Origin of the sequence: Haloarcula marismortui ATCC 43049 (assembly GCF_000011085.1) — an archaeon.
Classification (GTDB): domain Archaea; phylum Halobacteriota; class Halobacteria; order Halobacteriales; family Haloarculaceae; genus Haloarcula; species Haloarcula marismortui.
In genome coordinates this window covers 2075748-2099101 of sequence record NC_006396.1, presented here as the reverse complement: position 1 = coordinate 2099101, position 23354 = coordinate 2075748, and the positions used below count along the sequence as shown (strand labels likewise).

At 63.3% G+C, this 23354-nt stretch carries 24 protein-coding genes; 11 read left to right on the top strand and 13 right to left on the bottom strand.

The window, feature by feature from the left end:
• Nucleotides 1-10 precede the first annotated feature (10 nt).
• Nucleotides 11-1063 (bottom strand): TrmB family transcriptional regulator, encoded by a 1053-nt coding sequence (locus RR_RS14505; protein ID WP_011224175.1) that lies wholly within the window; start codon nt 1061-1063, stop codon nt 11-13.
• A 173-nt stretch (nt 1064-1236) separates the two neighbouring features.
• Between RR_RS14505 and RR_RS14500 the strand changes: the two genes are divergently transcribed.
• Nucleotides 1237-3255: a glycoside hydrolase family 15 protein gene (locus RR_RS14500; protein WP_011224174.1), complete on the top strand. Its 2019-nt coding sequence runs from the start codon at nt 1237-1239 to the stop codon at nt 3253-3255.
• A gap of 107 nt (nt 3256-3362) precedes the next feature.
• On the opposite strand, the gene RR_RS14495 is transcribed toward RR_RS14500, so the two are convergent.
• Together RR_RS14495 and RR_RS14490 are read right to left on the bottom strand one after the other, a co-directional pair.
• A complete protein-coding gene (locus tag RR_RS14495; RefSeq protein WP_004959020.1) occupies nt 3363-4529 on the bottom strand; it encodes an ABC transporter ATP-binding protein in 1167 nt (388 codons plus the stop codon).
• Nucleotides 4530-4621: 92 nt separating this feature from the next.
• Complete coding sequence (locus RR_RS14490; RefSeq protein WP_011224172.1) at nt 4622-6709, bottom strand: alpha-amylase family glycosyl hydrolase; 2088 nt, start codon at nt 6707-6709, stop codon at nt 4622-4624.
• 211 nt (nt 6710-6920) lie between these two features.
• Between RR_RS14490 and RR_RS14485 the strand changes: the two genes are divergently transcribed.
• From RR_RS14485 to RR_RS14475, 3 genes are read left to right on the top strand one after another with little or no spacing between them, the layout of a single operon-like run.
• Nucleotides 6921-8201, top strand: coding sequence for a substrate-binding domain-containing protein (locus tag RR_RS14485; protein ID WP_011224171.1), 1281 nt, complete (start codon nt 6921-6923; stop codon nt 8199-8201).
• 9 nt (nt 8202-8210) lie between these two features.
• On the top strand, nt 8211-9173 hold the full coding sequence (locus RR_RS14480) for a carbohydrate ABC transporter permease (RefSeq protein WP_011224170.1): 963 nt from the start codon (nt 8211-8213) through the stop codon (nt 9171-9173).
• Nucleotides 9173-10252, top strand: coding sequence for a sugar ABC transporter permease (locus tag RR_RS14475; protein ID WP_011224169.1), 1080 nt, complete (start codon nt 9173-9175; stop codon nt 10250-10252). Before RR_RS14480 ends, RR_RS14475 begins: the two co-directional genes overlap by 1 nt.
• On the opposite strand, the gene RR_RS14470 is transcribed toward RR_RS14475, so the two are convergent.
• Together RR_RS14470 and RR_RS14465 are read right to left on the bottom strand one after the other, a co-directional pair.
• Nucleotides 10249-10842 carry a DUF4864 domain-containing protein gene (locus tag RR_RS14470; protein ID WP_011224168.1) on the bottom strand — a complete coding sequence of 198 codons (594 nt, stop codon included), beginning with the start codon at nt 10840-10842 and terminating at the stop codon, nt 10249-10251. The two genes, RR_RS14475 and RR_RS14470, sit on opposite strands and share 4 nt — an antisense overlap.
• Nucleotides 10843-10921: 79 nt before the next feature.
• Nucleotides 10922-11629 (bottom strand): nucleotidyltransferase family protein, encoded by a 708-nt coding sequence (locus tag RR_RS14465; protein WP_049938990.1) that lies wholly within the window; start codon nt 11627-11629, stop codon nt 10922-10924.
• Between the two features lie 74 nt (nt 11630-11703).
• Between RR_RS14465 and RR_RS22465 the strand changes: the two genes are divergently transcribed.
• The 3 genes from RR_RS22465 to RR_RS14455 all read left to right on the top strand — a co-directional run bounded on the left by RR_RS22465 (nt 11704) and on the right by RR_RS14455 (nt 12937).
• On the top strand, nt 11704-11862 hold the full coding sequence (locus tag RR_RS22465) for a hypothetical protein (protein ID WP_011224166.1): 159 nt from the start codon (nt 11704-11706) through the stop codon (nt 11860-11862).
• A gap of 41 nt (nt 11863-11903) precedes the next feature.
• Nucleotides 11904-12089: a hypothetical protein gene (locus tag RR_RS14460; protein WP_004959004.1), complete on the top strand. Its 186-nt coding sequence runs from the start codon at nt 11904-11906 to the stop codon at nt 12087-12089.
• A gap of 107 nt (nt 12090-12196) precedes the next feature.
• Nucleotides 12197-12937, top strand: coding sequence for a DUF429 domain-containing protein (locus RR_RS14455; RefSeq protein ID WP_004959001.1), 741 nt, complete (start codon nt 12197-12199; stop codon nt 12935-12937).
• A 127-nt stretch (nt 12938-13064) separates the two neighbouring features.
• On the opposite strand, the gene RR_RS14450 is transcribed toward RR_RS14455, so the two are convergent.
• Together RR_RS14450 and RR_RS14445 are read right to left on the bottom strand one after the other, a co-directional pair.
• Nucleotides 13065-13259, bottom strand: a complete 195-nt coding sequence (locus RR_RS14450) for a cold-shock protein (protein ID WP_004515391.1) — start codon at nt 13257-13259, stop codon at nt 13065-13067.
• Between the two features lie 2 nt (nt 13260-13261).
• Nucleotides 13262-13456, bottom strand: a complete 195-nt coding sequence (locus RR_RS14445) for a cold-shock protein (RefSeq protein ID WP_004515390.1) — start codon at nt 13454-13456, stop codon at nt 13262-13264.
• A 223-nt stretch (nt 13457-13679) separates the two neighbouring features.
• Here RR_RS14445 and RR_RS14440 point away from each other — a divergent pair, with 223 nt between their 5' ends.
• Together RR_RS14440 and RR_RS14435 are read left to right on the top strand one after the other, a co-directional pair.
• Nucleotides 13680-14876, top strand: coding sequence for an ATP-binding protein (locus RR_RS14440; RefSeq protein ID WP_232508532.1), 1197 nt, complete (start codon nt 13680-13682; stop codon nt 14874-14876).
• 52 nt (nt 14877-14928) lie between these two features.
• Complete coding sequence (locus RR_RS14435; protein WP_011224164.1) at nt 14929-15453, top strand: hypothetical protein; 525 nt, start codon at nt 14929-14931, stop codon at nt 15451-15453.
• Here the strand turns inward: RR_RS14435 and RR_RS14430 are convergent.
• Complete coding sequence (locus RR_RS14430) at nt 15445-18510, bottom strand: FAD-binding and (Fe-S)-binding domain-containing protein (protein ID WP_011224163.1); 3066 nt, start codon at nt 18508-18510, stop codon at nt 15445-15447. The genes RR_RS14435 and RR_RS14430 overlap by 9 nt on opposite strands.
• Nucleotides 18511-18730: 220 nt before the next feature.
• Here RR_RS14430 and RR_RS14425 point away from each other — a divergent pair, with 220 nt between their 5' ends.
• Nucleotides 18731-19231, top strand: a complete 501-nt coding sequence (locus RR_RS14425; RefSeq protein ID WP_007189378.1) for an Hsp20/alpha crystallin family protein — start codon at nt 18731-18733, stop codon at nt 19229-19231.
• A gap of 286 nt (nt 19232-19517) precedes the next feature.
• Here RR_RS14425 and RR_RS14420 read toward each other — a convergent pair whose 3' ends face one another.
• Both RR_RS14420 and RR_RS14415 read right to left on the bottom strand, forming a co-directional pair.
• Nucleotides 19518-19763, bottom strand: a complete 246-nt coding sequence (locus RR_RS14420) for a hypothetical protein (RefSeq protein ID WP_004958991.1) — start codon at nt 19761-19763, stop codon at nt 19518-19520.
• Between the two features lie 104 nt (nt 19764-19867).
• A complete protein-coding gene (locus RR_RS14415) occupies nt 19868-20437 on the bottom strand; it encodes a hypothetical protein (protein WP_011224161.1) in 570 nt (189 codons plus the stop codon).
• Nucleotides 20438-20629: 192 nt separating this feature from the next.
• Here RR_RS14415 and RR_RS14410 point away from each other — a divergent pair, with 192 nt between their 5' ends.
• The gene (locus tag RR_RS14410) at nt 20630-21877 is read left to right on the top strand and encodes a site-specific integrase (RefSeq protein WP_011224160.1); all 1248 of its coding nucleotides are present in this window, start codon (nt 20630-20632) and stop codon (nt 21875-21877) included.
• Between the two features lie 12 nt (nt 21878-21889).
• On the opposite strand, the gene RR_RS14405 is transcribed toward RR_RS14410, so the two are convergent.
• The 3 genes from RR_RS14405 to RR_RS14400 all read right to left on the bottom strand — a co-directional run bounded on the left by RR_RS14405 (nt 21890) and on the right by RR_RS14400 (nt 23010).
• Nucleotides 21890-22078 (bottom strand): hypothetical protein, encoded by a 189-nt coding sequence (locus RR_RS14405; protein ID WP_011224159.1) that lies wholly within the window; start codon nt 22076-22078, stop codon nt 21890-21892.
• Nucleotides 22075-22221, bottom strand: coding sequence for a hypothetical protein (locus tag RR_RS22460; RefSeq protein ID WP_154021022.1), 147 nt, complete (start codon nt 22219-22221; stop codon nt 22075-22077). Before RR_RS22460 ends, RR_RS14405 begins: the two co-directional genes overlap by 4 nt.
• A gap of 489 nt (nt 22222-22710) precedes the next feature.
• Nucleotides 22711-23010, bottom strand: a complete 300-nt coding sequence (locus tag RR_RS14400; RefSeq protein WP_049938988.1) for a hypothetical protein — start codon at nt 23008-23010, stop codon at nt 22711-22713.
• Nucleotides 23011-23354: the final 344 nt, after the last annotated feature.

The following is a 23354-nucleotide window of genomic DNA, read 5'->3' as shown; positions in this document are numbered from 1 at the left end:
ACGAAGTCCGTCACTCGGCCAGCGAGAGTGTGACTGCGTCGGTTTCGTAGTCCTCGAGGAACGACCCGGAGCCGCCCAGCGAGACAGTCCGGTCGCCGATATCGACGACCAGCGTGTGTTCGATGGGGTAGGAGTTTGTCTCCGGCTCGACGAGGCCCTGTTTCGTCTCAACGACGGTCCCCTCGATGGTGGTGGTGTCGTCGTCGGCCTGTACCGCCCGCACGTCTGCGGAGACGTGGATATCGTGGTCGGCGCGCAGGTGGAGCGTCGCCTGCAGAACGGCGTGACGGAAGTCGTGGTATGTGGCCGGGAGCGGAGCCGGGTCGGTGACGGCCACCTCGGTGGCCATCAGCCAGTAGTTCCCGAGGAACGACCCCGACAGTACCGGGACGAGTTGTTGCTGGACGAAGGCGATAGCGCGCTGGTCGGAGTTGGTGCGTGTCACCATTTCGGCCGGCGAGACGAGGCCGAACTGGGCGTCGACGGTGAGCATTATTGGCATCGGCTGGTCCCAGGACCGGACCACGGAGGCCAGCCCACTCGCGTCGTCCGAGCGCAGGTTGTCGGCGCTGCTGACGACCAGCATCACGAGGACGCCGCGGTCGACGGCCGCACCCAGTTCCTCCGAAATCTCCGGGAGGTACTGCTGGGGAACCGACAGCATGATTTCGCGCTCCGCGTTCCTGATGTACTCCGTGAGCCGTTTGATGACCGTCACCCGCGACTTGATGACGTCGAACTGCTGGGGTTCTCGCGCACTCGCAGAGTATCGGGAATCGAGTGCCCCGCTCATCTCTTCGAGCCGGTCGGTCAGGGCGTCGATGACCTCCTCGGGTGGCCGGGCGCGGATCGTCGTGGGCACGACGTGGTCGTTGACCTCGACGAACCCGCGGTCTTCGAGCGATTCACTGATGCTGTAGACGTACCGTTTGGAAACGCCGGTGTCGTCGGCGATTTCGCTGGCTGTGGCCTCGCCGCTGCTGAGAATCGACAGGTACGTGTCGACTTCCTTCTCCGACAGGCCCAGTTGTTCCAGCCTGTCCCTGAGAGTCGAATCGTCCATCTGTTCACATCTGGTAACGGCGGCGGATAACTGTGTTTCGGTGCTGTGTAGCCCGGAAACGCCTTCGAAGCTGCCGGCACGGGTATCTACCTTCGACTGCCCGACACTGGATTTATAAGAATGAAAAACTATTACACCATATTTTATATCCCCTGCAGTGGTGTCTCTCTCTAATGACGCTCCGGACGGCACTCAACGACTTCAAGCGGACGCGGGACCGCCGCCACCAGTTCCCGGGTGAACTCCGCTCTACGACGGGCAGTTTCTCCGGACTTGACAGCCGCTTGGTGCATGTTGACAACGACGGCTCGCTGCGGGACTACTCCTATCCGCTGTGTGGGCTCACAGGAATCGACCGCTCGCGGTTCGGCATCGAAACGGGTTCGACGACGTGGTTCAGCGCCGACGCTGACCAGCGGTATCGCGGTGACGCCGGCGTCGTCGAGACGATCCACGACTGCGGCGACTGGGCCGTTGTCCAGACGGACTGCACCATCGAGCAGGCCCACGTCACCCGGTTCGAACTTCGCGGCGACGCGCCCGCCGACGTATCGCTTCGGGCGTTCGTCGATTTCGCACCAGACGGACGGACCGGCCAGCAGAGCCTGCTGATGCACGGAAACTCCGTCGAGGCCTACCACCGGTCCGAACACGACTTCATTGGCGTCTCTACCGAACTCGACACTGTTGCGGGCCAGATTCCCGAGCGGTTCTCCGAACTCGTCGACGACGACCCGGTCTCGTTCCCTCGGGACACCGGTGCGCGCCGGTACGAGGACACGACGCTAACTGGCGGCGTCCTGCTGTCCGCGCCGTTCGTCGACGGTGGCGTCACGCTGACGACGCTGCTGACGGACGCGAACGACACCGACCGCGATACGGCGCTGTCGACCATCGACCGGCTGGTGAGCGACCACTACACTTCGGAGACACTGCTCGAAGCAGGCCAGGCACAGCGGCGATGGACCGTGCCCGCAGAGACGCCGAACCGGGAGAGCGTCGTCGCCGACCTCCGGGTCCTCTCGCTGCTTTCGGCCGCGAACGGGGCCAGAATCGCCGCGCCGGACTTCGACCCGTACTACGTCACCTCCGGCGGCTACGGCTACACGTGGTTCCGCGACGACGCCGAGATATCGGCCTTCCTGCTCGAAGCCGACGGGACGTTCGACCTTGGACTCGATTCGTGGCACCAGCGCTCCGCCGAATTCTACTGTCGCACGCAGCAACCGGACGGGAGCTGGCCCCACCGTGTCTGGCCCGGCGACGAGACGCTCGCGCCAGGCTGGGCGAACGCCCGGCTCGAAAGCGGTTCTGACGCCGACTACCAGGCCGACCAGACCGCGAGCGTCACCAGCTTCCTCGCGACGTATCTCCGGACCGGCGAGCCGGCCGACCCGGAGTGCATCGAAGCCACGCTCGGGCGCGCCGTCGAGAGCATCGACGACACGCTGGCCGACGACGGCCTCCCCATTGCCTGCCAGAACGCCTGGGAGAACATGCAGGGTCGGTTCACGCACACCGCTGCGACCTTCCTGCACGCCTACGCGGCCGTTGCCCGCGCGCCCGTCTGCGCCACGCTCCGAGACCACGCCCGGTCGCAGGCCGAGACGGTGTTGTCTTCGCTGGACGCGCTGTGGACCGGTGACCGCTACGCCCTTCGTGAACACGATGGGACCATCGACAACCGACTGGACTCCGCGACGCTGGCCCTCCCCGCTGCCTGTCGCGTCGCTGCCGAAGCTATCGACCTGCCAGCGGAGACCCGCGACCGGCTCTACACCCACGTCGAGACGACACTTGACGGGCTGGAACGGGACACCGGCGACATCCGTGGTCTCATCCGCTTCGAGGGCGACGACTGGCGGCGTGGCTCGCAAGACCGCGAGAAAATCTGGACCGTCTCGACGGCGTGGGGCGCAAACAGTGCCGCCCAGCTGGGTGCCCTCCTGCGTGACGCCGACGACAGCAGAGCGGCGGCGGCCTACACCCGGTCCCGGGACCTGCTGGGGGAGATTCTTCCCGGCGGCTCACTCGTCCAGTCCAGCGGCTACCTCCCCGAGCAACTGTTCGACGACGGGACGCCGGACTGTGGCACACCGCTCGGCTGGCCCCACGCACTCCGGCTGGCCACTGTGGCCCACCTCGATGACGCCGGGGAACTCACTGCTGAGCCGCTGAGCGTCCGCGAATAACTCCTTCTACGCGGCCTGTTCACTTCGGAACGTCGCGAAGGAATGGAAGAATGTCTGCCTGACCGAAAACAGTGACTACGTCCGGGACCGGACCACTGACTGCTGCCCTACTGTGGCGTTGCAACGGGCGCGTCCTCGCCGGCCGTAACAGCTTCTCCGGTCTCCGGGTCGAACAGATGGACGGCGGATTCGTCGAACGACACCTGCACACGGTCGCCGATGGCCGGCTCAACGTCGGTGCTGACCCTGGCGATGAAATCCGGCGCGCCATCGCCCTCGAATCCGGTCTTCGATTCGCCCAGGTCGAGATAGAGATAGTTGTCGCTGCCGATGGGTTCGAGCACGTCGACTGTCGCCGGGACGGCGTTCTGGTCGCCGCCGTCGCTGACCGAAACGTGCTCCGGTCGGATACCCAGCACGTACGACCCGCGCTGGATGTCGCCGAAGGCACTGGCGCGGCCGCCCGTGAGGTCATAGGAAAAGTCGTCGTGCGCGCCGGTAAGCCGTACGCCGCTGCTGAGCGGCTCCGCGGTCACGTCGAGGAAGTTCATCGAGGGCGAGCCGACGAAGCCGCCAACGAACTGGTTGGTCGGGTTCTCGTACACCGTCTTCGGCCGGCCGGCCTGCTGGAGCTTCCCGTCGTTGAGGATGACGATGCGGTCGCCCATGGTCATGGCTTCTTCCTGGTCGTGGGTGACGTAGACAGCCGTAATTCCGAGCTCCTCTTGCAGGCGCTGGATTTCCGTCCGCATCGTCGTCCGGAGCTTCGCGTCAAGGTTGCTGAGTGGCTCGTCGAAGAGGAACACGTCGGGCTCGCGGACAATGGCGCGCCCGAGCGCGACCCGCTGCTTCTGGCCGCCGGAGAGCTGGTCCGGCGTGTCATCAAGCAGGTCGCCGATACCCATCATCTCCGCCGTCTCGGTGACCCGCTCCTGCCGTTCCGCCTTCGAGAGGTCCGTGCTCATCCGGAGGCCAAACGCCATGTTCTGTCGGATGGACTTGTGCGGGTACAGCGCGTAGTTCTGGAACACCATCGCCACGTCGCGCTTGCGGGCGTGGACGTCTGTTACGTCCTCGTCGCCGATGCGGATACGGCCGCTCGTCGGCCGCTCAAGCCCGGCAATCATCCGCAGTGTCGTCGATTTCCCACACCCCGACGGGCCGACGACCGTTACGAACTCCCCATCGTCGATGGACAGGTCGATGTCGTCGACCGCCACGATGGAGCCACCGTCGAACTCCTTCCGGAGACCGTCTAGTTCGAGACTCGCCATTACACAGAGTCTCACACCCATCGCTAATAAGTTTGATGGGATTTTTCATAGAAGTTCTAGCAGAGTCGGTTCGGTTGTGGAACCGAGCGCTGTCAGCGCTCTCTCGTCGCCGGTACCACAACGATATCGCCGACCTCGACTGTCCCGTCGCCGCCGACCGGATTGCCGCTGAGAAGGTCGGTCTCTTCGTCGATGGTGTCGAGTGAGACCTTCGCTGTTCCGTCGCCGAAGTGCAGGACGACCACCAGCGTCTCATCGCCGTCGGTGCGCTCGTACGCGACGACTCTGTCAGCATCGCCTGTCTCGACGGTGTGGGCAACCGGGCACACCCCGGGCACGCGCAGTGCCGCGTGGTCCGCTCGCAGCGCCACCAGTCGCCGGTGGAAGTCGGTCAGTGCGTTATCGCCGTCGTGCCAGCGCATCGTCCCGCGCTGTTGTTCGACGCCCCGTTCCTGGCCGGCGTAAACCATCGGCGTTCCGGGGAGCGTGAACGTGGCCCCGACGGCCGCCTGCAGTGACGCGGCTCCGCACTCGTCGAGATAGCGGTCTTCGTCGTGGTTGTCGACATACCGCATGTGGCCGGCACGGTCGGGGTAGCCGTGCTCGGCCGTCGCGTCGAGCGCCTCGAACAGCACCGACGCTGGTTCCTCGCCGGTCCCGATGTCGCGGAGCGTGTCGAACAGGTCCGTGTCGTAGTGAACGTCGAACTCGTTTTCGGCGAAGGCGGCGTCGCGTGGGACCGTCTCGTCGAGCAGCAGGAACTCGGGGTCGTCAGCTTTCACCCGCTCCCGGACTTCCTTCCAGAACCCGTGTGGCACGCCCCAGGCGACGTCACAGCGGAACCCGTCGACCACGTCGCGCCACTCGTCTACCACGTCGAGCATCCAGCGCCGCACCGCGAGCGAGTCGTAGTTGAGGTTCGGAATCCGTGTCCAGTTGAAGTAGTAGCCCGGTGCGTCCGTTCCTGCCCAGTCGACGTCGGAGACATCCTGTGACACCGGGATTCGCTCGTAATAGTCGGCGTACTCGGGGACACCGGCCCGGTGAAGCTGGAACGCCGGGTGGTCCCGCGAGCTGTGGTTGATGACTAGGTCGAAGACAACCCGAATCCCGGCGTCGTGGAGTCGGTCGACCAGCGACTCGAACTCTTCGCGTGTTCCCAGGTCCTCGGCAGTGTCAAAGAAGTCAGTGATGTGGTAGCCGTGGCGGGTCGGACTTGCCTGAACAGGGGTGAGCCACACTACGTCGACGCCCAGCGACTCGATGTAGGGGACCCGCCGCTCGATAGCCTCGAAGGTCGTGTCGACGGTTTCGCCGGCGAACGACCGGACGAATATCTCGTAGATGGTGGCGTCGCCGGCCCAGGCCGGCGGGTCGGCCGGCCGCGAGACGGACACTGTCTCGCCTGTGCCCGTCTCCCCGTTCTCTCCGCCGCGTTCCACGACCAGCGTGTCCGCGACGCTGTGGCGCTCGGCGACGGCAACCGCGTGAACGCGGGCCATCTCCGGCAGGGCTTCGTGTGGCACCCGGAGTTCGTCGCCGTCGATGGTCACGGCCGACTCTTCCAGCGCGTCGCGGCCGTCGAGATAGAACTCGACTTCCGGTTCGCTCCCCGACGGGGCCGCGCGGGCGTCCGCCGAGACGACGAAGTCTCCGTCCTCCGCCTGACTGGTGAGTTCGACCCGGGGGCGACCCGGTCCCTCGACAGTGACCTCGTCGGTCGCGGTCGATTCGAAGGAGCCGTCGAAACTGAAAATGGCGTGGTGGGTTCCCGGTGGGAGGTCGGCCTCGATGACCCACTCGTCGCCGTCGCGCTCGGCCCAGTGGGTTCCCATCGTGAAGTCGTTGAACGTTCCGATGACGATGGCGCGGTCGGCGACGGTGAGCTCGTCGCCGTCGAAGTCGTCCGCCGTGACGCTGAATCGAGCCGTCTCGGTGACGCCCGGGAACGCTCGGATGACTTGCTCGTGCGTGCCGTCCGGCACGATTAGCTCGGCACGATAGACGCCCGGCACGTCGGGTTCGAGGTGACAGACCGGGCCGTCGCCAAGCGTTGCCGTACTCGCCGCCGGCCGCTCGACTAACCGCCACTCGGCAGCCATGCCGGGGTCGGGCTGGCGCGGGGCCAGTTCGACCGATTCGCCGACGGTGGCGAACCGCGGCGGGCCTGGATGGTGCATACGCCTACGGTACGGGGTCGGTACTGTGAGTGTTACGCTTCCGGTTGAATTTTAGAAAAGATATTACTTCGTTTATTCTCCCCTATCCGATCTGTTGAAACCGATACACAGCGGGACGATTTCACACCGACTCTCGGAATCTATCATCATTGTCTCCTTCTATTTCCGAATGATTTAAGTTGTGAAAGACTATTTCATCCCATATCTAACCATGACAATGGAACGACGGACGGTGCTCAAACGGATCGGCGGTGTCGGGGCGGCTACAGCCCTTGCTGGCTGTAGTGTGCAAGAGCAGGGCAATGGCGGCTCAGAGGGGGAAACGGCTTCTGGCGACGGATCGGGCGATGGGGCAAGCGGCGGGAGTCAGCAGTCCGGCGGGACCGCGACGGCGTGGTACCAGCTTCAGGATTCAGAGATACCTGCCCGCGAGGACGCGATGGAGACGTTCGCGAGTGAGACGGAGTTCGGCGTCGACGGGTCGGACATCTCCAACATGGAAAAGAAGACCACGAGCGCGATTCCGGCCGGGCAGGGGCCGGAGGTCTTCGAATGGGCACACGACTGGGTGGGCGACTACTACCAGCGCGAGTTCGTCGTCGACCAGTCCGACGAACTCTCCGTGAGCTTAGACCAGTTCACGGACGCCGCCGCCTCCGCCGTCCAGTTCGACGACGCCGTCGTCGGCCTCCCGCACTCGGCGGAGACGGTGACGCTAATCTACAACACGGACATCGTCGACGAAGCGCCCGAGACTATCGACGACATGGTGTCGGCCATGGAATCGTACCACGACCCGAGCAGCAGCCAGTACGGCCTCGCCGCGCCGTTTGACCCGTACTTCACGAGCGGGTGGATACAGGCCTTCGGTGGCTACTACTTCGACCCGGAGCAGGACCCGGCGCTCGGGCTGGATGCCGACGAAGCTATCGAGGGGCTCCAGTTCGCTCTCGACACCCTCCGTCCGTACATGCCCGACGACCCGAACTACGAACCGCAGGCTGCGACGTTCTCCGAGGGGAACGCCGCCTTCGCGGTCAACGGACCGTGGTATCTGGCGACGCTGAACCAGAGCGACGTGAACTACGAAGTGGCGACGTTCCCCGATATCAACGGCGGCGAGGTGACGCCGTACACCGGCATCTCGATGTGGTACTTCGCGGATGGGATGAGCGAGGGCGGGGCCGACGCCACGGCCGCCCGGAACTTCGTCGAGTGGTTCGCTACCAACGAGGACCACGCCACGCGACTCGCCGAGGAGCAGGGTTCGATTCCGGTGCTCGACAGCCTCGTCGGCAGCGACGAACTCCCCGACCACGTCCAGACGTACTCCCAGACCGTCAGCCAGGGGGTCCCGATGCCGACCGACCCGCGCATGAACAAGGTGTGGTCGCCGCTTGAGAACGCTCTTATCGAGGCGTTCAACGGCGATTCGAGCGCCGAAGACGCACTGACAACCGCCGCCGAGGAAATCCGCAGCAACTGGGAGTAAGAAGCGCCCATGAGTACCGTTTCACGAGCGGCGGACCGCATCGAGTCGGTCCCGTTTCTGACGCGGGACGACGCGTCGTTACTGTTAGTGCTCCCGGGGCTGTTCGTCTTCTCGGCGTTCATGCTGTTCCCGGTCCTTTATCTGCTGGGGATCTCCTTTACCAACGCCCAGCCGGCGAATCTATTCGCCGGCGAGGGCGTCGTTGCCGTGCTCACGTTCGGTGACGCGCTGTTCGTCGGGCTGGAGAACTACGCCGACGTGCTGACTGACGGCCAGTTCTGGAACTCCTTCGGTGTCACCTGGCTGTTTGTTGCCACGAGCGTCACGCTCAAAATCGGAGCGAGTCTGGCTATCGCACTCGTCGTGACCAGCGAACTCGTCCGTGGCAAGCGTGTCCTGCGCTCGCTCATCATCTTCCCGATGGGGCTGCCGCCGATTTTCACTATCACCGTGTGGCGCGGCATCTTCAGTTCCGCCGAGTTCGGGCTGATGAACCAGCTACTGACCGCGTTCGGGGCGAGTTCGGTCGCGTGGCTTTCGGGCCGCTGGACTGCCTTCGTCGCATACAACGTCACGGAGGCGTGGCTGGCGTACCCGTTCATGGTCATCATCACCGTCAGCGCACTCCAGGACGTGCCCGAAGAACTCCACGAGGCGGCCGTCGTCGACGGCGCGGGGTTCTTAGCACGCTTTGCGCACATCACCCTGCCGTCGATCAAGCGGCCCGTCCTGTTTGCGTCGATTCTGACATCTGCGGCGTCGTTCCAGCAGTTCCTCATTCCGTTCGTGTTCAACCAAGGCGGCCCGGCACGGGCGAACGAACTCATCGTCGTCTACGGCTATCGTGAGGCACTGTCGTTCCAGCAGTACGGTCGTGGTGCGGCCATCAGCATCATCGCGCTCGTGTTCATCGGCGCGTTCATGTGGCTCAACGTCAAGAAAGGGAAACTCGCCGACGGGGTGAACGACTGATGTTGCTCGGTGCAATCGCCCGGAAGCTCAGCGATGACATCAAGACGTTCGCCACGATGCCCGCCCGAACCGTTCGAAAGTGGTCCTACACTGTGCAGGCGGTCCGTCGCGGCGAGCTACCCGCGTCGGAGGTTCTGAAGGTCATCCTCTCGACGATTGGCGCGACACTGGTGGTGCTGGCACTCCTCTTCCCGATCTACTGGATTCTGATGGCGGCTCTCTCCGGCTCCGGAAGCTCGCTGTACACCTCAGAGAGCTTCTCGCTGTTTCCCGCGAATCCAACGGTCAAACCGTTCATCTGGGTTATCGGTGACCTCATCGTCCCGTCGTATTCGATCTCCGCCGCCATCCCGTTCACTGACCTCGCCTTCGTGTTCCAGACGCCGGGGATCGAAATTCTGGACGCCTCCGACTACGGCGTCGACCGTCCGTCGGATTTCAAGCACTTCCTCTGGAACAGCCTCATGGTAGCGATTCCGACCGTGCTGATCGCGATGTCGCTCATTATTCCGGCAGCGTATGCCCTCTCGCGGCGGGAGTTCCTTTTCCGTCGGAAAGTGCTGTTCCTCTACGTCCTGATGACGCAGGTCGGAGGCGGTCTCGGCGTGGCCTTGCTCATCGGGATGTACGCGCTGTACGTCCAGTTCGGCATCAACGACAGCAAGCTGGCGCTTGCGGTGTACTACGCTGCGACTGCCGTGCCGTTCAACACGTGGTTGCTGAAGACCTACATGGACGGCATCCCGGTCTCCTACGAGGAGGCCGCCGTCGTCGACGGCGCGCCGCCGTGGCGCGTGGTGACGGAGGTCATTATCCCGATGTCGACTGCCGGGCTGGCGACGGTGTTCATCTTCGTCTTCCTCACCGGCTGGACGGAGTTCGTCGTCGCCCAGACGCTGCTGGGGACGGAGAACTACACGCTGCCGGTCGGCCTGTACGCGATGGTTGACGAGTACTCCATCCCGTGGGCGCGCTTCTCCGCGTTCGCGCTCACCTTCGCCTCGCCGATCATGCTGGCGTACCTGTTCGCCCAGCGCTACATCGAAGGCGGCCTCTCCTTCAGCGGGATGGAAGGTTAGGCCGGCGCGACGCCCGCCGTCATCCAGCAGCCCTCGTAGGGCGCCTCGGTCTGCTTTTCCACCGTCCACCGGTAGCGCGTCGTCGTTTCGTTCGCGTCAACGACCGTCACTGGCTGTGAGGCGGTGTCGCCGTCGCGGTCCAGCGGCCCGTACCGCACGCCCGTCGCGTTCAGGAGCGGTTCGAATCCGCTCTGGATTGTCCGGACGAAGTTCGCGTACGGTCCTGTCAGGTCCCGGTTCGACGGGGACGCGAACTGCCAGGTGGTGTTGATGCCCTCGTTCGTCGCCGGGTCGTTGTTCTGCAGCGCAAGCACCTGAATGTGGACGACAAGTCCCGGCGGCCGCTCGCAGTTCGGTCGTAGTTCGAGGACCCGCGGCTGTGTCACCGCCGACCTGTTGGCGTCGACGGAGACGTTGCCCCAGTACCCGCTCGTCGTCTCCGCCGCTTCCGGCTCATCCGTCGGCACGGCGGCGGGCGTTACCGTCGCCTCGGAGGGTGCCTCTCCGCCGCTGCCGAACAGCGCCCCGCAACCGGCCAGCGAAACGAGAACGGCGATCGCGACGAGCACGAGCGGCCGAACGGCTGTCATACCCCTGTATTGGGGTGGAACCCCTTCGGTGTTCTGTCACCGTGTCCGCGCGCTGTGTCGCCTGGCAGCGGCCGAGCTGTCACGCGAGCCGGTCCTCAACCGCGTCGATGTCGCCCGGTTCGTTGACGTTGTGACACCACCCGTCGAGTTCGACCGCCTCGACGCGGTGACCGGCACTCAGCAACAGGTCGATTGCGTCGGGGAGTTCGTACTCGCCGCGTTCGGAAGGTCGCGTCAGCACGCAGGCGTGGCCGATAGCCGGTTCGAAGACAAAGAAGCCCCGCGTGACCAGTGTCGACGGCGGGTCCGATGGCTTTTCGACGAGGCCGGTCACCCGGCCCTCGCTGTCTGTCGTGACGACACCGGTCGACCTGGCTTCCGCCCGCGACACGCTCTCGACGAGTAGCGTCGCGCTGGCGTCAGTCTCGCGGTGACGGGCAATCGCGTCGCTCAGGTTCGCCCGGCAGACGTTGTCGCCGTTCAGCACGACGAAGGTTCCGTCGACGGCGGATCTGGCCTGTTCGAGCGCATGGGCAAGCCCCAGTTGCTCGTCCTGCCGGACGTACGCTATCGGCGTGCCTCGGTACTGGTCGCCGTAGTGAGACAGGATGTCGTCGGCGCGGTAGCCGATAACGACGACCAGCCGGTCGCCGCCGACTGACCGTAGCGTCTCGAAGCAGTGTGTCAGCAGCGGCTTTCCGGCCACCTCGACCAGTCCCTTCGGCTTGTCTGCAGTGAGCGGTCGCATCCGCGTCCCTTCGCCGGCAGCGAGCACGACGCCGTCCATATTTGGTCCCATGCTCGTGCCGGCTAAATGCCTGTGGACGAGCGGGTTCTGTCTGTGGCCCGCCAACAATCCGTATGGCTGAGGAGTGTGATACCTGCTCCCGGTCGGTCACCGTTGAGGAAGCCATTCGCCGGGCGACGTTCGGTGACCTCGACATCGACCGCTGGCAGACGCTGTGCTGTCCAGATTGTGGTGCGCGGCTCCGGACGGCATTCGTTGGGGCGCACTCCTGACGGGGAAAGAGACAGGTGGGAGTGGCGTGTGACTCTAACACATGGAAGACGAAGCGTGGCGCTCGGTCGACATCATACGGGACAACGACGGCATACCGCACGTCCTCCAGCAGAAGATGCTGGTGTTCACCAGCGGCGTCTCCGAGGAGTCAGCTGGCTACACCAAGCCGGCGATGGAACACCGGCTCGTCCCGCTCAAGGACCTCACGAAATTCGGGCGGTCATAACCTTTCGTCGGGGCAGTCAGCGCTTCGACCGATAGCCCGAAGACCGACTGGTTGGCCAAAAAACACCTCGGGATACACTTTTGCGCCCGTCGGAACGAGTATTCATAATGGCGGAACCGTTGTACGTCGGCGTCGATCGAAGCGACGAGTCCTGGGTCGCTGTGGCGTTCACCGGCGACGGCTTCGACCACACGTCCGTGTTCGATAGTATCGGCGCGTGCTGGGCAGCTTACGAGGAGCGCGCCCGCCGGATTCTGGTCGGGGTGCCGATCGGACTTGTCGAATCCGGCGAGCCGGACCGCCGGTGTGATGAACTCGCTCGGTCAGTCCTTGGTGAGCGAAGCACGACGGTCCGCACGCCGCCAGTACGAGAAGCGACCCGGAAACAGCGATACTCGACGGCCAATCGCGTCCACAAGCGCAAGACTGGACACGAACTCTCCGAGCGGGCGTTCGCACGGAGCGACAGCCTCGCCAGAGTCGACGAACTCCTGCAGGAACTGCCCGAGGCCGCCGCTGCCATTCGGGAGTCTCATCCGGAAGTCTGCTTCCGAGCACTTGGCGGCGAGCCGCTCACTCACCCGAAGCACACTGCCGGAGGGTACGCTGAGCGGATGCGGATTCTCGCGCATTACGACCGTGACGCAGCCCCGACAGTCCAGAAAGCCGCCGAAGCGACCGGTGGCACAGCGGTGGCCGTCGACGACGTGCTGGACGCCGTCGCTCTCGCGTACACAGCACAGCCGGGTGATGGAGAACTGTACACGCTCCCGCCCGAGCCGCCGCGAGATGCGACGGGGCTGCCGATGGAAATCGTCTATCGGGCAGCGTCGCCACTGATGACGTAGTGACGCGCCGGCGAGCGCTGTTGCTCGTCGTGAGTTATGTACGTGCCAGCGACACTGCCGTGTACGCTATGGTACACCGCGACCGCTGACAAGTGATTATAATGCTAGACTGAAGACAGATGCCGTCTTACAGTCGCGTGAGGTTGGTCGCACGCGGACCCTTGTCCGCCTGCTCGATGTCGAACTCGACTTCCTGCCCCTCTTCGAGGTCAGGGCCGCCGACGTCTTCCATGTGGAAGAAGACGTCTTCGTCCGCATCGTCGGTTTCGATGAAGCCGTAACCACCAGTGTCGTTGAAGAAGTCGACAGTGCCTTCCGCCATTGTTAGAGCCTCGTGACGTTGTTGGCGCGCGGACCCTTGTCCGCCTGCTCGATGTCAAATTCGAGCTCCTGTCCTTCCTCGAGGTCCGGGCCGCCGATGTCTTCCATGTGGAAGAAGACGTCCTCGTCCGCGTCCTCAGTGTCGATGAAACCGTAACCGCCAGTGTCGTTGAAGAAATCAACCGTTCCTTTCGCCATTGCAACCAAAGAGATGCCAGCACCACGGATAACAGTGTCGGTACGATGCTCTGGTGGGAAACAGAAAGATCCGACCGCTGTCTGGCGATTAGGGAGTGTGTAATACTGTCATGGCACATGCGCCGCCGGCTCTCCCGGCTGGCTATAGACGCCACGGCGTCGCGTTCGGTCTTACCGGATCACTAACCAAATGGAATTAGCCGTTCGAGCACAAGTCATAATTATGTACCGTGGTAGCCGGGCCCGCCTTGCGCCGTGGCTGCTTGCTGGCTTCGGACTCGCGTTCACAGGTGCGGCCATCGTCTGGCACCTCGGTATCGAGACACAGCGTATCGGACAGGTCGGCGGCCCTGCGCTCGCGTTGGTCCTCGACGGGCTACTGCCGCTGGTGCTAGTGTATGGCAGCTATCGCCTCGTCTCGTCGTCGACACCGGGGGAGCAGATATGGACCGTCTTCGTCTGGAGCGTTATCGGCAGCCTTGCAGTCGGGGCTGTCATCGGTTTGAGCGTCTTTATCCGCATGATGGAGGGTCGAACAATCGCCGAACCGGTGTTCGTCACCCTGTTGGCGATGGAGACGGGCGCTGTCACGGGACTCATCGCGGGCACGCTTGCGGTTCGGGCCCGTCAGGATGCCAGTCGCGCGACCCGAACCGCGAACACGCTGTCGTTCGTCAACGACCTGTTTCGACACGATATCGCGAACGGACTCGTCGTTATTGATGGCCGCGCGACGATCATTCGACGGAACGCCGACTCGGACACGGTTCAAACGGCAGCGGACGCGATCCACGAGCAGGTAACCGAACTCGATAGCTTGGTCGACAACGCCGGGGCGGTCGTTGAGACCCTCAGTTCCGACCCGGCATTCGAACCGACCGACATCGTCGGGATTGCCGGGGCGGTGATACAGCGAATCGAGCAAACACATCCCATCACCATCGAACTTCAAGCCCCGGACAGCGCAATGGCATACACCAACGAGGCCGCTCGCCCGGTTCTCCGGAACCTCATCGAGAACGCTATCGAACACGGGACGCCGGCAGCAGAACTCTCCGCTGAGGGGACCGCGACGGACGGAGCAGCGCTGCCGAGCGAGGCACAGCGGGCGGAGACGACAGAGTTGACGGGAGACAGATATCATCAGCCATCGGTGTTCGTCGCGATCCGCGAGACCGACGATGTCATCGAGACCCACGTTGTCGACGACGGTCCGGGAATTCCCGACGACCAGCGTGACAGCGTTTTCGACCCGCGGGCGGGCGACACGCACGGCGGCGGACTCCATCTCGTCGAAACGCTCGTTACGAGTTTCGGCGGCGATATCTCCCTCGCTGACACCGCCAGCAAAACCGACGCGGCCTTCCCCGATACCGACCTTGACGGCGCGCACTTCGTCGTCGAACTCCCGCGAGCGTGACACCTGTCCGCACGACCGACGTTTCTTGATTGTGGGGGGCACAGTGAGGCGTATGTTCCCTCGCTTGCGTGCACAGGGTCCGACCGTCCTCATCCCGCTGGCGTGGCTGCTCGTGGGGCTGGCCCATCTCGATGTGGTCACTGACCGGACCGTGCTGATATTCCACGTCGTTGCCGCCGTCCTCATCGCTGCGTTCGCCGTCCTTTCGTGGGACGAGATGGTGACGGGCGTCCTCCGGATCTGGCGCGATATTCTGCTCGTTGGACTCCTGCTCACCGTCGGCGGCATCGTCGGTTTCCTCTACTCTCCGCTCCGGGTTCCGTTCCTGACGACGACACTACTGGGGTGGATGGCTGTTCCGGGCGTCGGCCTCTACTACACTGGGAAGCACGTTCCGGCAGGCCAGCGGGCGTACACGGCCGGCGCAGTGCTGAGTGTTCTCGGTGCGGCGGTGTACGCTGGCGCGCTGTTCCCGCCGGCGGAAACCACGTTGCTCGCCGGCATCGGACTTGCGCTGGTCGGCCAGACGGTCGGCATCGTTCAAGCGGTTCGCCAGCCCGACGAACCGTCAGGCTAGGGCCGCATCGAGCTTCTCCACCGGATGCGGCGGTTCGCCGTCGCTTTCGTCCCAGTCGTCCAGTTGCGTGCGACAGGATGCGCCGGGCGCGACCACGGTGTCGCCGCGACTCTCGCCGATCTGATCGAACAGGATCGCGCCGATGGCTTTGCTCATCGAGAAGTGCTCGGCCTCGTAGCCGAAAGAGCCGGCCATGCCACAACAGCCCGAATCCAGCGGGTCCACGTCGTAGCCGGCCCGTCGGAGGACACCGACGGCGTGGTGGTCCTTCTTTGTCGCCTTCTGGTGACAGTGGCCGTGGTAGGTCAGCGTCTCGGCCGGCACGTCCCAGTCGGCCGCTTCGTCCAGTCGGAAGGTATCGAGGTACTCACAGACGCCGTAGGCGTTGGCGGCCAGCGTCTCCACGTCCTCGCCCGACAGCAGGTCTAGATAGTCCGACTGGAACATCACGGCGTCGCTTGGTTCGACCAGCACCACGTCCCAGCCCTCCTTGACCGCGGGGACGAGCGCATCAATGTTGTCCCGCGCGGTCGCCCGGGACTGGTCCAGAAAGCCCTTCGAGTGGGCCGGCCGTCCGCTGTCGGTTCGGTCGGCGAGCTGGACGTGGACGCCCGCGGCTTCGAGGACGCGAACGGCGGCTTTCCCGACCTCGGGATGGCTGTAGTTCGTGTACGTATCGGGGAACAGCAGCGCCCGCCGCTCGGCTTCGTCCGCCGGGATTTGCGGGCCGCGTTCGTCGAACCAGTCCTGCAGCGTCGTGCGCTGGAAGCTCGGCAGCGTGCGGTCGGGGGCGATACCGACCGCCTTCTCCAGCACCGTTCGAGCGCCCGGCACCTTCGTCGCGAGGTTTGACAGTGGCGCGAAGGAACTGCCTAACCCGGCCAGCGCGTCGACGTTGGCGAACACCTTGTCCCGCAGGCTGGACCCGTGTTCCTGATGGTAGGCGTGTGTCACCTCGGCTTTGAGCTTCGCCATGTCGACCTCGCTCGGGCAGTCCTTCGCACACCCCTTGCAGCCGATACAGAGGTCGAGCACCTCGTGCATGAACTCCTCGTCCGTAGGGTCGTCCGGCAGGTCGCCGCTCATCGCTTGCCGGAGCATATTTGCCCGCCCCCGCGTCGTCGTCATTTCCTCCTCGGATGCTCGATAGGTCGGGCACATCACGCCACCGGTCGTCTCCTGCGGGCCGCGACAGCCGCCACAGCCGTGACAGAGTTCGACCATCCCCTGCATCCCGTTGTCGTTGTCCCACTCCAGCGCGGGGTCAAAGCCCGCATCGAACTCGTATTCCGGGTCGAAACGGAGGTTCTCGGTCATATCGACAGTGCGCGCCCGCTCGGGCATCGCGCCGGACTCGACCTCGCCCGCGTCGACACCGACGACCTGCCCGGGGTTGAGCAGCCAGTCGGGGTCGAACGCGGACTTGAGTTCCTGGAAGGTCTCCCAGAGGTCCGGGCCGTAGAGCTTCTCGTTCCACTGCGTGCGGGCGCGGCCGTCACCGTGTTCGCCCGAGACGCTCCCGCCGTATTTGACGACGAGGTCGGTCACCGCGTCGGCGATGGACTCCATGGTCTCGACGCCCTCGACCGACTTGGTGTTGATGAGCGGCCGGATGTGGAGCACGCCGGGGCCGGCGTGGGCGTAGAAGGAGGCGAAGGTGTCGTGCTCCTCCAGAATCTCTTGAAAGTCGGCGACGTACTCCGGGAGGTTCGCCGGCGGGATGGCGGTGTCCTCGATGAACGAGCCGTGTTTCTCGTCAGTCGTCCGCGAGAGTAGTATCGGGAGGCCGGATTTGCGCATCTTCCAGAATTTCTCGCGTTTCGCCTCGTCGTGGGCCTCCATAGCGTCGAACGCCCGTATCGGCGTGTCAACGACGGTCCGGTCCGCGGTCGGGTCGGCGGCGGGGTCGACGCCGTTCGTTCGGTCCACAAGCAGGTCGGCGACTTTCTGTCGCCCGCTCTCCTCGTCGTCGGCGTAGAACTCTACGATGAGGACCGCCCGAGTCCCCTCGGGCAACATCCCAACCACGTCTTCGAACTCGGCGGTGTCTTGGGCCAGGTCGATGAGTACGTCGTCGAGCACCTCGACGGCAGCCGGATCGTGTTCGAGAATGTCCGCCACGTCTTCCATAGCCTCGATGAGCCCCTCGTAGGCGAGCAGGCCCATCGACTTGGTTTCTGGAATCGGCTCCAGAGACACCTCGGCCTCGGTGACAATTGCGAGGGTCCCTTCGCTGCCGGCCAGCAGCGAGGCGACGTTGATGGTCCCGTCCTGTGCGTCGTCGAGCACCCAGTCGAGGTTATACCCAGAGACGTTGCGCTTCAGGTCCGGGTAGTGGCTCTCAATCTCCTCGCCCTCCTCGGCGAGTATTCGCTCGATTTCGGCGTAAATCCGGGCTTCGAGGTCACCGTCGGGGTCCGCTCGGTCGCGCAGTTCCTCGCGGGTGACCTCGCCGAACGTGGTGACGGTGCCGTCCGCGAGGACGACCTCGCACTCTTCGATGTAGGCGTCGGTCTTGCCGTACTGCAGGGAGTGTGCGCCGGTGGAGTTGTTACCGATAGCGCCGCCGAGAACGCTCTTGTCGCCCCACGCCGGGTCCGGCGCGAACTTCAGCCCGTGGTCGGCCAGCTCCCCGTTCAGGTCGCCGAGCTTGATGCCCGGCTGGGCTCGCGCTCGCCGGTCGTCGGGCCGGGCCCCGACGAGGTCGTTCATGTACCGTGAGAAATCCAGCACGACGGCTTCGTTGACGGTCTGGCCGGCGAGGCTCGTCCCGCCGCCCCGCGGTAGAACCGGAATCTCACGCTGGGCGCAGTAGGACATGACCGCGGCCACGTCCTCGGTTGACTGTGGATAGACGACGCCAATGGGCAGCACCTCATAGAGGCTGGCGTCGGTCGCATACAACTGCCGCGAGTACTCGTCGAACCGGACCTCGCCGTTGACGCGCGCCTGTAGGTCGTCGACGAGGCCAGACCGAGCGACAGTCTCATTCTGGTAGTCGTAGTTCGATACCTCGTCAGCCGAAGGGTCTATCCGGGTGCCGGAATCGGTTGCCATGGTGTGTTTCGTGTCCAGTCGCCCGGCCACCGACGGACCGGGTACTCGGCGGTTATCTGTGGCTGTTCTAGCTGTACGCCTGACAAAACAGTTCCGCTACGGTATCTCACCACGCATTTTCGAGCCGGCCGAACGCAGCCTACGGACGGCACTTCCGTCTCCCCGTGATAGCACGTGTTACGCAATTGTTAATATCAGTACGAGCTTATATAAGGTGATTATGACACACAGCAACGACCCCTTCGAGACAATGTTCCGACTCTTCGCACAGACGCAACGAGAGATGATGGACGACAATCTGGGCCGGCGGATGGATGACGATTCGAGACGCCGAATGGCTGACAGTCCCGGATACCGTGCCGACCGACCAGCCGCTAGCACGCGCTCGGTCGACCACCGCCAGCACGGCATCGACACGAACCTTCATGTCGACGAGACCGACGACGGGTACGCCGTGATGGTCGACCTCCCGGGCTTTGAGCGCGACGACCTCGCCGTTCGCTTCGAGGATGGTGTCCTCAGTATCCAAGGCGAATCGACTGTCGCTGCGGAAACGAGCGATGGCGCTCGCCGACACAGCCGACGAGTCACCGAACGTGTCACCGTTCCCGAGCCGGTAATGGACGATGACATCACGGCCACCTACCACAACGGCGTGCTCGAAATAACGCTGCCGCGCGCGGACGATGCCAGTGACTCGAACCGAATCGAAATTGAGTAGCCCTCTTTTTTCGACTGTTGCTTGCCGATGTTAGACGGCTTCCCCAGCAAAAGCGCTCTTAGTACCCTGCTATCCCGCTATTCCTCAGCTACTGTGATATCTTATCCCCTCTATGGTCGCGTGCGCCCGCTGTCGACTCCGTAAAAACAGACGCTCGGGTCGCAACTGATGCTCGAAGCATCTCCGAGCCGACTGCGCCGGCGCGGCTTCCCGACCTGTATGAACGCACGGAGCGCGTCAAGTGGTGGAAGTTCGTGTGGGCGAGTGTCCCGAGTCTGTCGCGTGACTACAGGTCGACAGTCACACGCAGTTCGCTGTCAGTTATCGTTCCGATGGCGTCGGCGGCGACCTCAATGTCGTCCTCGTCGGCGTCACCGAACCCGAGCCCCTGCACCCAGGCCTCGGTGAGGTCCGGGTCCGGTTCGACGTACGCAATCTGCCCCTCCGGGTCAACCTCGGTCACGATGCCGATCTGTTCTCCCTGTGCGTCCATGAGAAATTTCCCCTCGTCTTCTGTCGATAGTACTGCCATTTCGACTGACACCACAGACTGGACCAAGTAATAAACGTCGGTCACGCCGACTCCGTCCCCGTGCCCTTTCCCGCCTGCCGTCGGCTGGCATCCGCCCTTGTTCGCTAATATCGCGAGAAGTTCTCGTCGGGGTAGACCCCTTCGTCAGTGATATCCACCACGTCCAGCGTCGCCAGTCGACTGAGGCGGTCTGCCGCGTCTTCTTCGTCGACACCCAGTTCCACCGCCCGCGCTAGCACGCGGTCGCGGCTGGGCACGGACTCGATGAAGCCATCCCTGTCTGTCTCCGTTTCCTCTGCGATGATCGCCTTCAGGATGGCCCCGTGTTCCCGCTTCGAGGGTGTGGTACTGTCGCCGGTCCAGTCCACGCTCAGCGTCCCATCCTCGTTGACGTGGGAGACGACGAATCCGTCCGGCAGCGCTTCCGTCACCGCCGCCACCAGCGCCGCCCGATCAAGCCGCGCCTCGAATCGAAACCGCTTACCGTCTTTGGACTGCCCGAGACTCCCGACGTTCGTCCCCGCTTTTGCTATGGCCTCCGAAACCGCGTCGGCAAGCCGGTCCTGTACTGACGCCGCAACGGCATCCCGCTCCGCATCGAGGTCTGCGAGTTCGTCGGTCAGGGTCGCATGGTGCTCCATCTGCTCGTGTGCTGGCTCCTCTGTCATACCCATGCTACTCGTCGCCACGGACGTACCTGTTCCGGCGACTGTGCCGAGTCAACGGGGCAACCAGTGGTCGCTACTTACTCACCTTGTTCAAATCCGCTCGAGAGCGTTTTCACTGTTCACTTTGTTCGTAGGAAAATGCCGCCTCCCGGACCTCAACTGGTGGTTTACATGCCCATAACACAACCCCCCGTGTAGATGACGAGAAACGCAGATCGTCGCATCGAGAATCTGCAGGAGCGTATCGAGTGCGCCGAAGAGATGAGTGAAGACGACCAGGACGTGCTGCAGGCCTTCGACAACAGGCTTGCCCTGCTCGGGAGTCAGTACGGAAAGGAGCGCCGTGAGAAGCTCCTCAGACACTGTGTGCGAATCGCCGAGGAAGTTGGCGGGCTGGCTGACACCCTTGACGACAAGCGAGCTGCCGAGGACATCGTCCGCTGGATTCACGATACCTACGGCAACGAGGAGTCCAACCGGGACTACCGTGTCGCCTTCAGGATGTTCGGGAAGCACGTCACTGATGGCGACGAGATTCCCGACAGTATCGCGTGGGTCTCGGCGACCACGTCGAAGGACTACAACCCGATGCCGAACCCGGCCAAGATGCTCTGGTGGGACGAACACATCAAGCCCATGCTGGATGAGTGCCGACACGCCCGTGACAAGGCGCTCATTGCCGTTGCGTGGGACTCCGGAGCCCGCAGCGGGGAAATCCGCAACCTGACTGTTGGAGACGTTTCTGACCACAAATACGGCCTGCGTATCTCCGTCGACGGGAAGAAGGGCGAGCGGTCGGTCATCCTGACGACCGCTGTTCCCCAACTGCAGCAGTGGCTGAACGTGCATCCAGCGCCGGAACAGCCCGATGCCCCGCTCTGGTCGAAGCTCAACAAACCGGAGGATATCAGCTACCAGATGAAGCTCAAGATCCTCAAGAAGCACGCACGAAAGGCGGGCGTGAACCACTGCGACGTGACCTTCACCCGTATGCGGAAGTCCTCCGCGTCCTATCTTGCTTCGGACGGCGTGAATCAGGCCCACATCGAGGACCACCACGGCTGGGACAGAGGATCTGACGTTGCCTCTCGCTACGTCGCTGTCTTTGGCGACGCCAACGACCGCGCTATCGCACAGGCACACGGCGTCGACGTTGAGGAAGACGAGTCCGAACCGATTGCGCCGGTTACGTGTCCGCGGTGCCGAAACGAAACGCCCCGAGACGAACCCACCTGCGTCTGGTGCAGTCAAGCGATGGACGCGGCGGCTGTCGAGGAACTGGAAGCGGAGCAGCGGGAGACTCGGGCGGAACTGCTCCGTATCGCTCGGGATGACCCCGAGCTGCTCGACGACCTCGACCGCGTCGAGCAGTTCATCGAACTCGGAGACGAGAACCCCGAAATCCTCCGAGAAGCCCGGGAGTTCGCCACTACCGGACAGGGCTGAAGCGGACACCGGCTACACCTCCTCCTTGGCGCGCTCGATCTCGTTCTGTACGTCGTGTAGGGCCGGTTCGTCCCCGTACCGAATGAGTGCTCGCAGTGCAAGCGCCCGGACGAACTCGTCGTCACCGTGCTTGATGATGCGGACGAGCGTGTCCTTGTTCTCTTGGACAAACTGGTCACCGTCTGCGCTCTTCGCCGTCATTGAATCACCCCCTGCGGCGACAGTCCGAACTCACTCGGTCGATGCGATGCGACGTGGTGGGAGACTCGCTTGTCCCGAAGGTCGATGCCACAGACCGGACATTCGACGAGTCGAATCTTGTCGTGGCCGAACCGCTCAATCATCCCGCTCACCCCCAGACTGGCGACTGTTCAGGTGGCGTGCGATACTTCGCTGGGTCGACGTTAGCTCATCGTGTCTGAATTCCATCGTCCGATGAAGGCCGGTTAGGCCGGCGACACCGGACCGGGAGCACGTCATCCCCAAGTGCTAAGTATCTAGCTCTAGTAACTAAGAGTGGGAAGACATCTTCCCGGTCCACTCGATTCAAAACGTATGGCCCAAGCCTGGTGAGCTTGTCAGGGCCATACGTTTGCACTTTACCACTTTTGAGAGTCATCTGTCTGAATCCTGTAAATTGTGAGTTGGCTGTGTTCTGCGTACTGAGTCCCTATTCGGTGGTTTCACTTAGTTTCTGTTGATTAGTTAATAAGTTAATTACTTAGTTAATTACTAATCACCCATCCACAGTTTCGGGCAGTTTTGTGCGCCATGTGTATCCCATAGTGACTGGCTCTACTTAGTATATGTCAATGAGTGAATGAGTGATTAGGTTAGTTACGCCTCCCGTTGGGGTGTGTTTCGGCTTCCTTTCGGAGTTGAGAAAGGGCGTCTTCGAGTTTTGGAATCGCTTCAGACCTGTTGTAGTCTTGGCGTGTCAGCGCCCGGAGGGCGGGTTGGACGTGTTCAGTGGCGACGTGTGCGGCGAAATCATCTGGGATAGCGGGCTGTGGGTCCGCTGGTAGGTCGACCGAGAGTGTGGCGACCGTGGCCGCAGCACCGAGAAACTGCCGTCGGCTTGGATCGTTCGTTGAGGCGATGCTTTCATTCCCGCGTGTATCGTCAGTTGACATGGGTTCTTGACTCGCTTGAGAACCCGTGGTCGGTGTCCTTGCACCGGCCATCTTCAAAATGGCGTAGCCACGGTATTCCCATTCCCATTTGTGGGAACGTGCTACTTAGTATTTTGCCATATATGGGAAGTTGCCGCAATTGGGAATCTTATGAGCGGATAGAAGGGTACTGTATAATGTGATGCCTCACAAACAGGGCTCACAAATGGGACGCCGCCGCGCGCTACTCACAGACACAGAGCGTGAACTTCTAGAAGCCGAAGAGAAATCTGACCGGTACTACCAGGCTGTTTCTCGAATACGCCGGAAGATCGATGAAGAACTGTCTGAGGATCTTGATATTC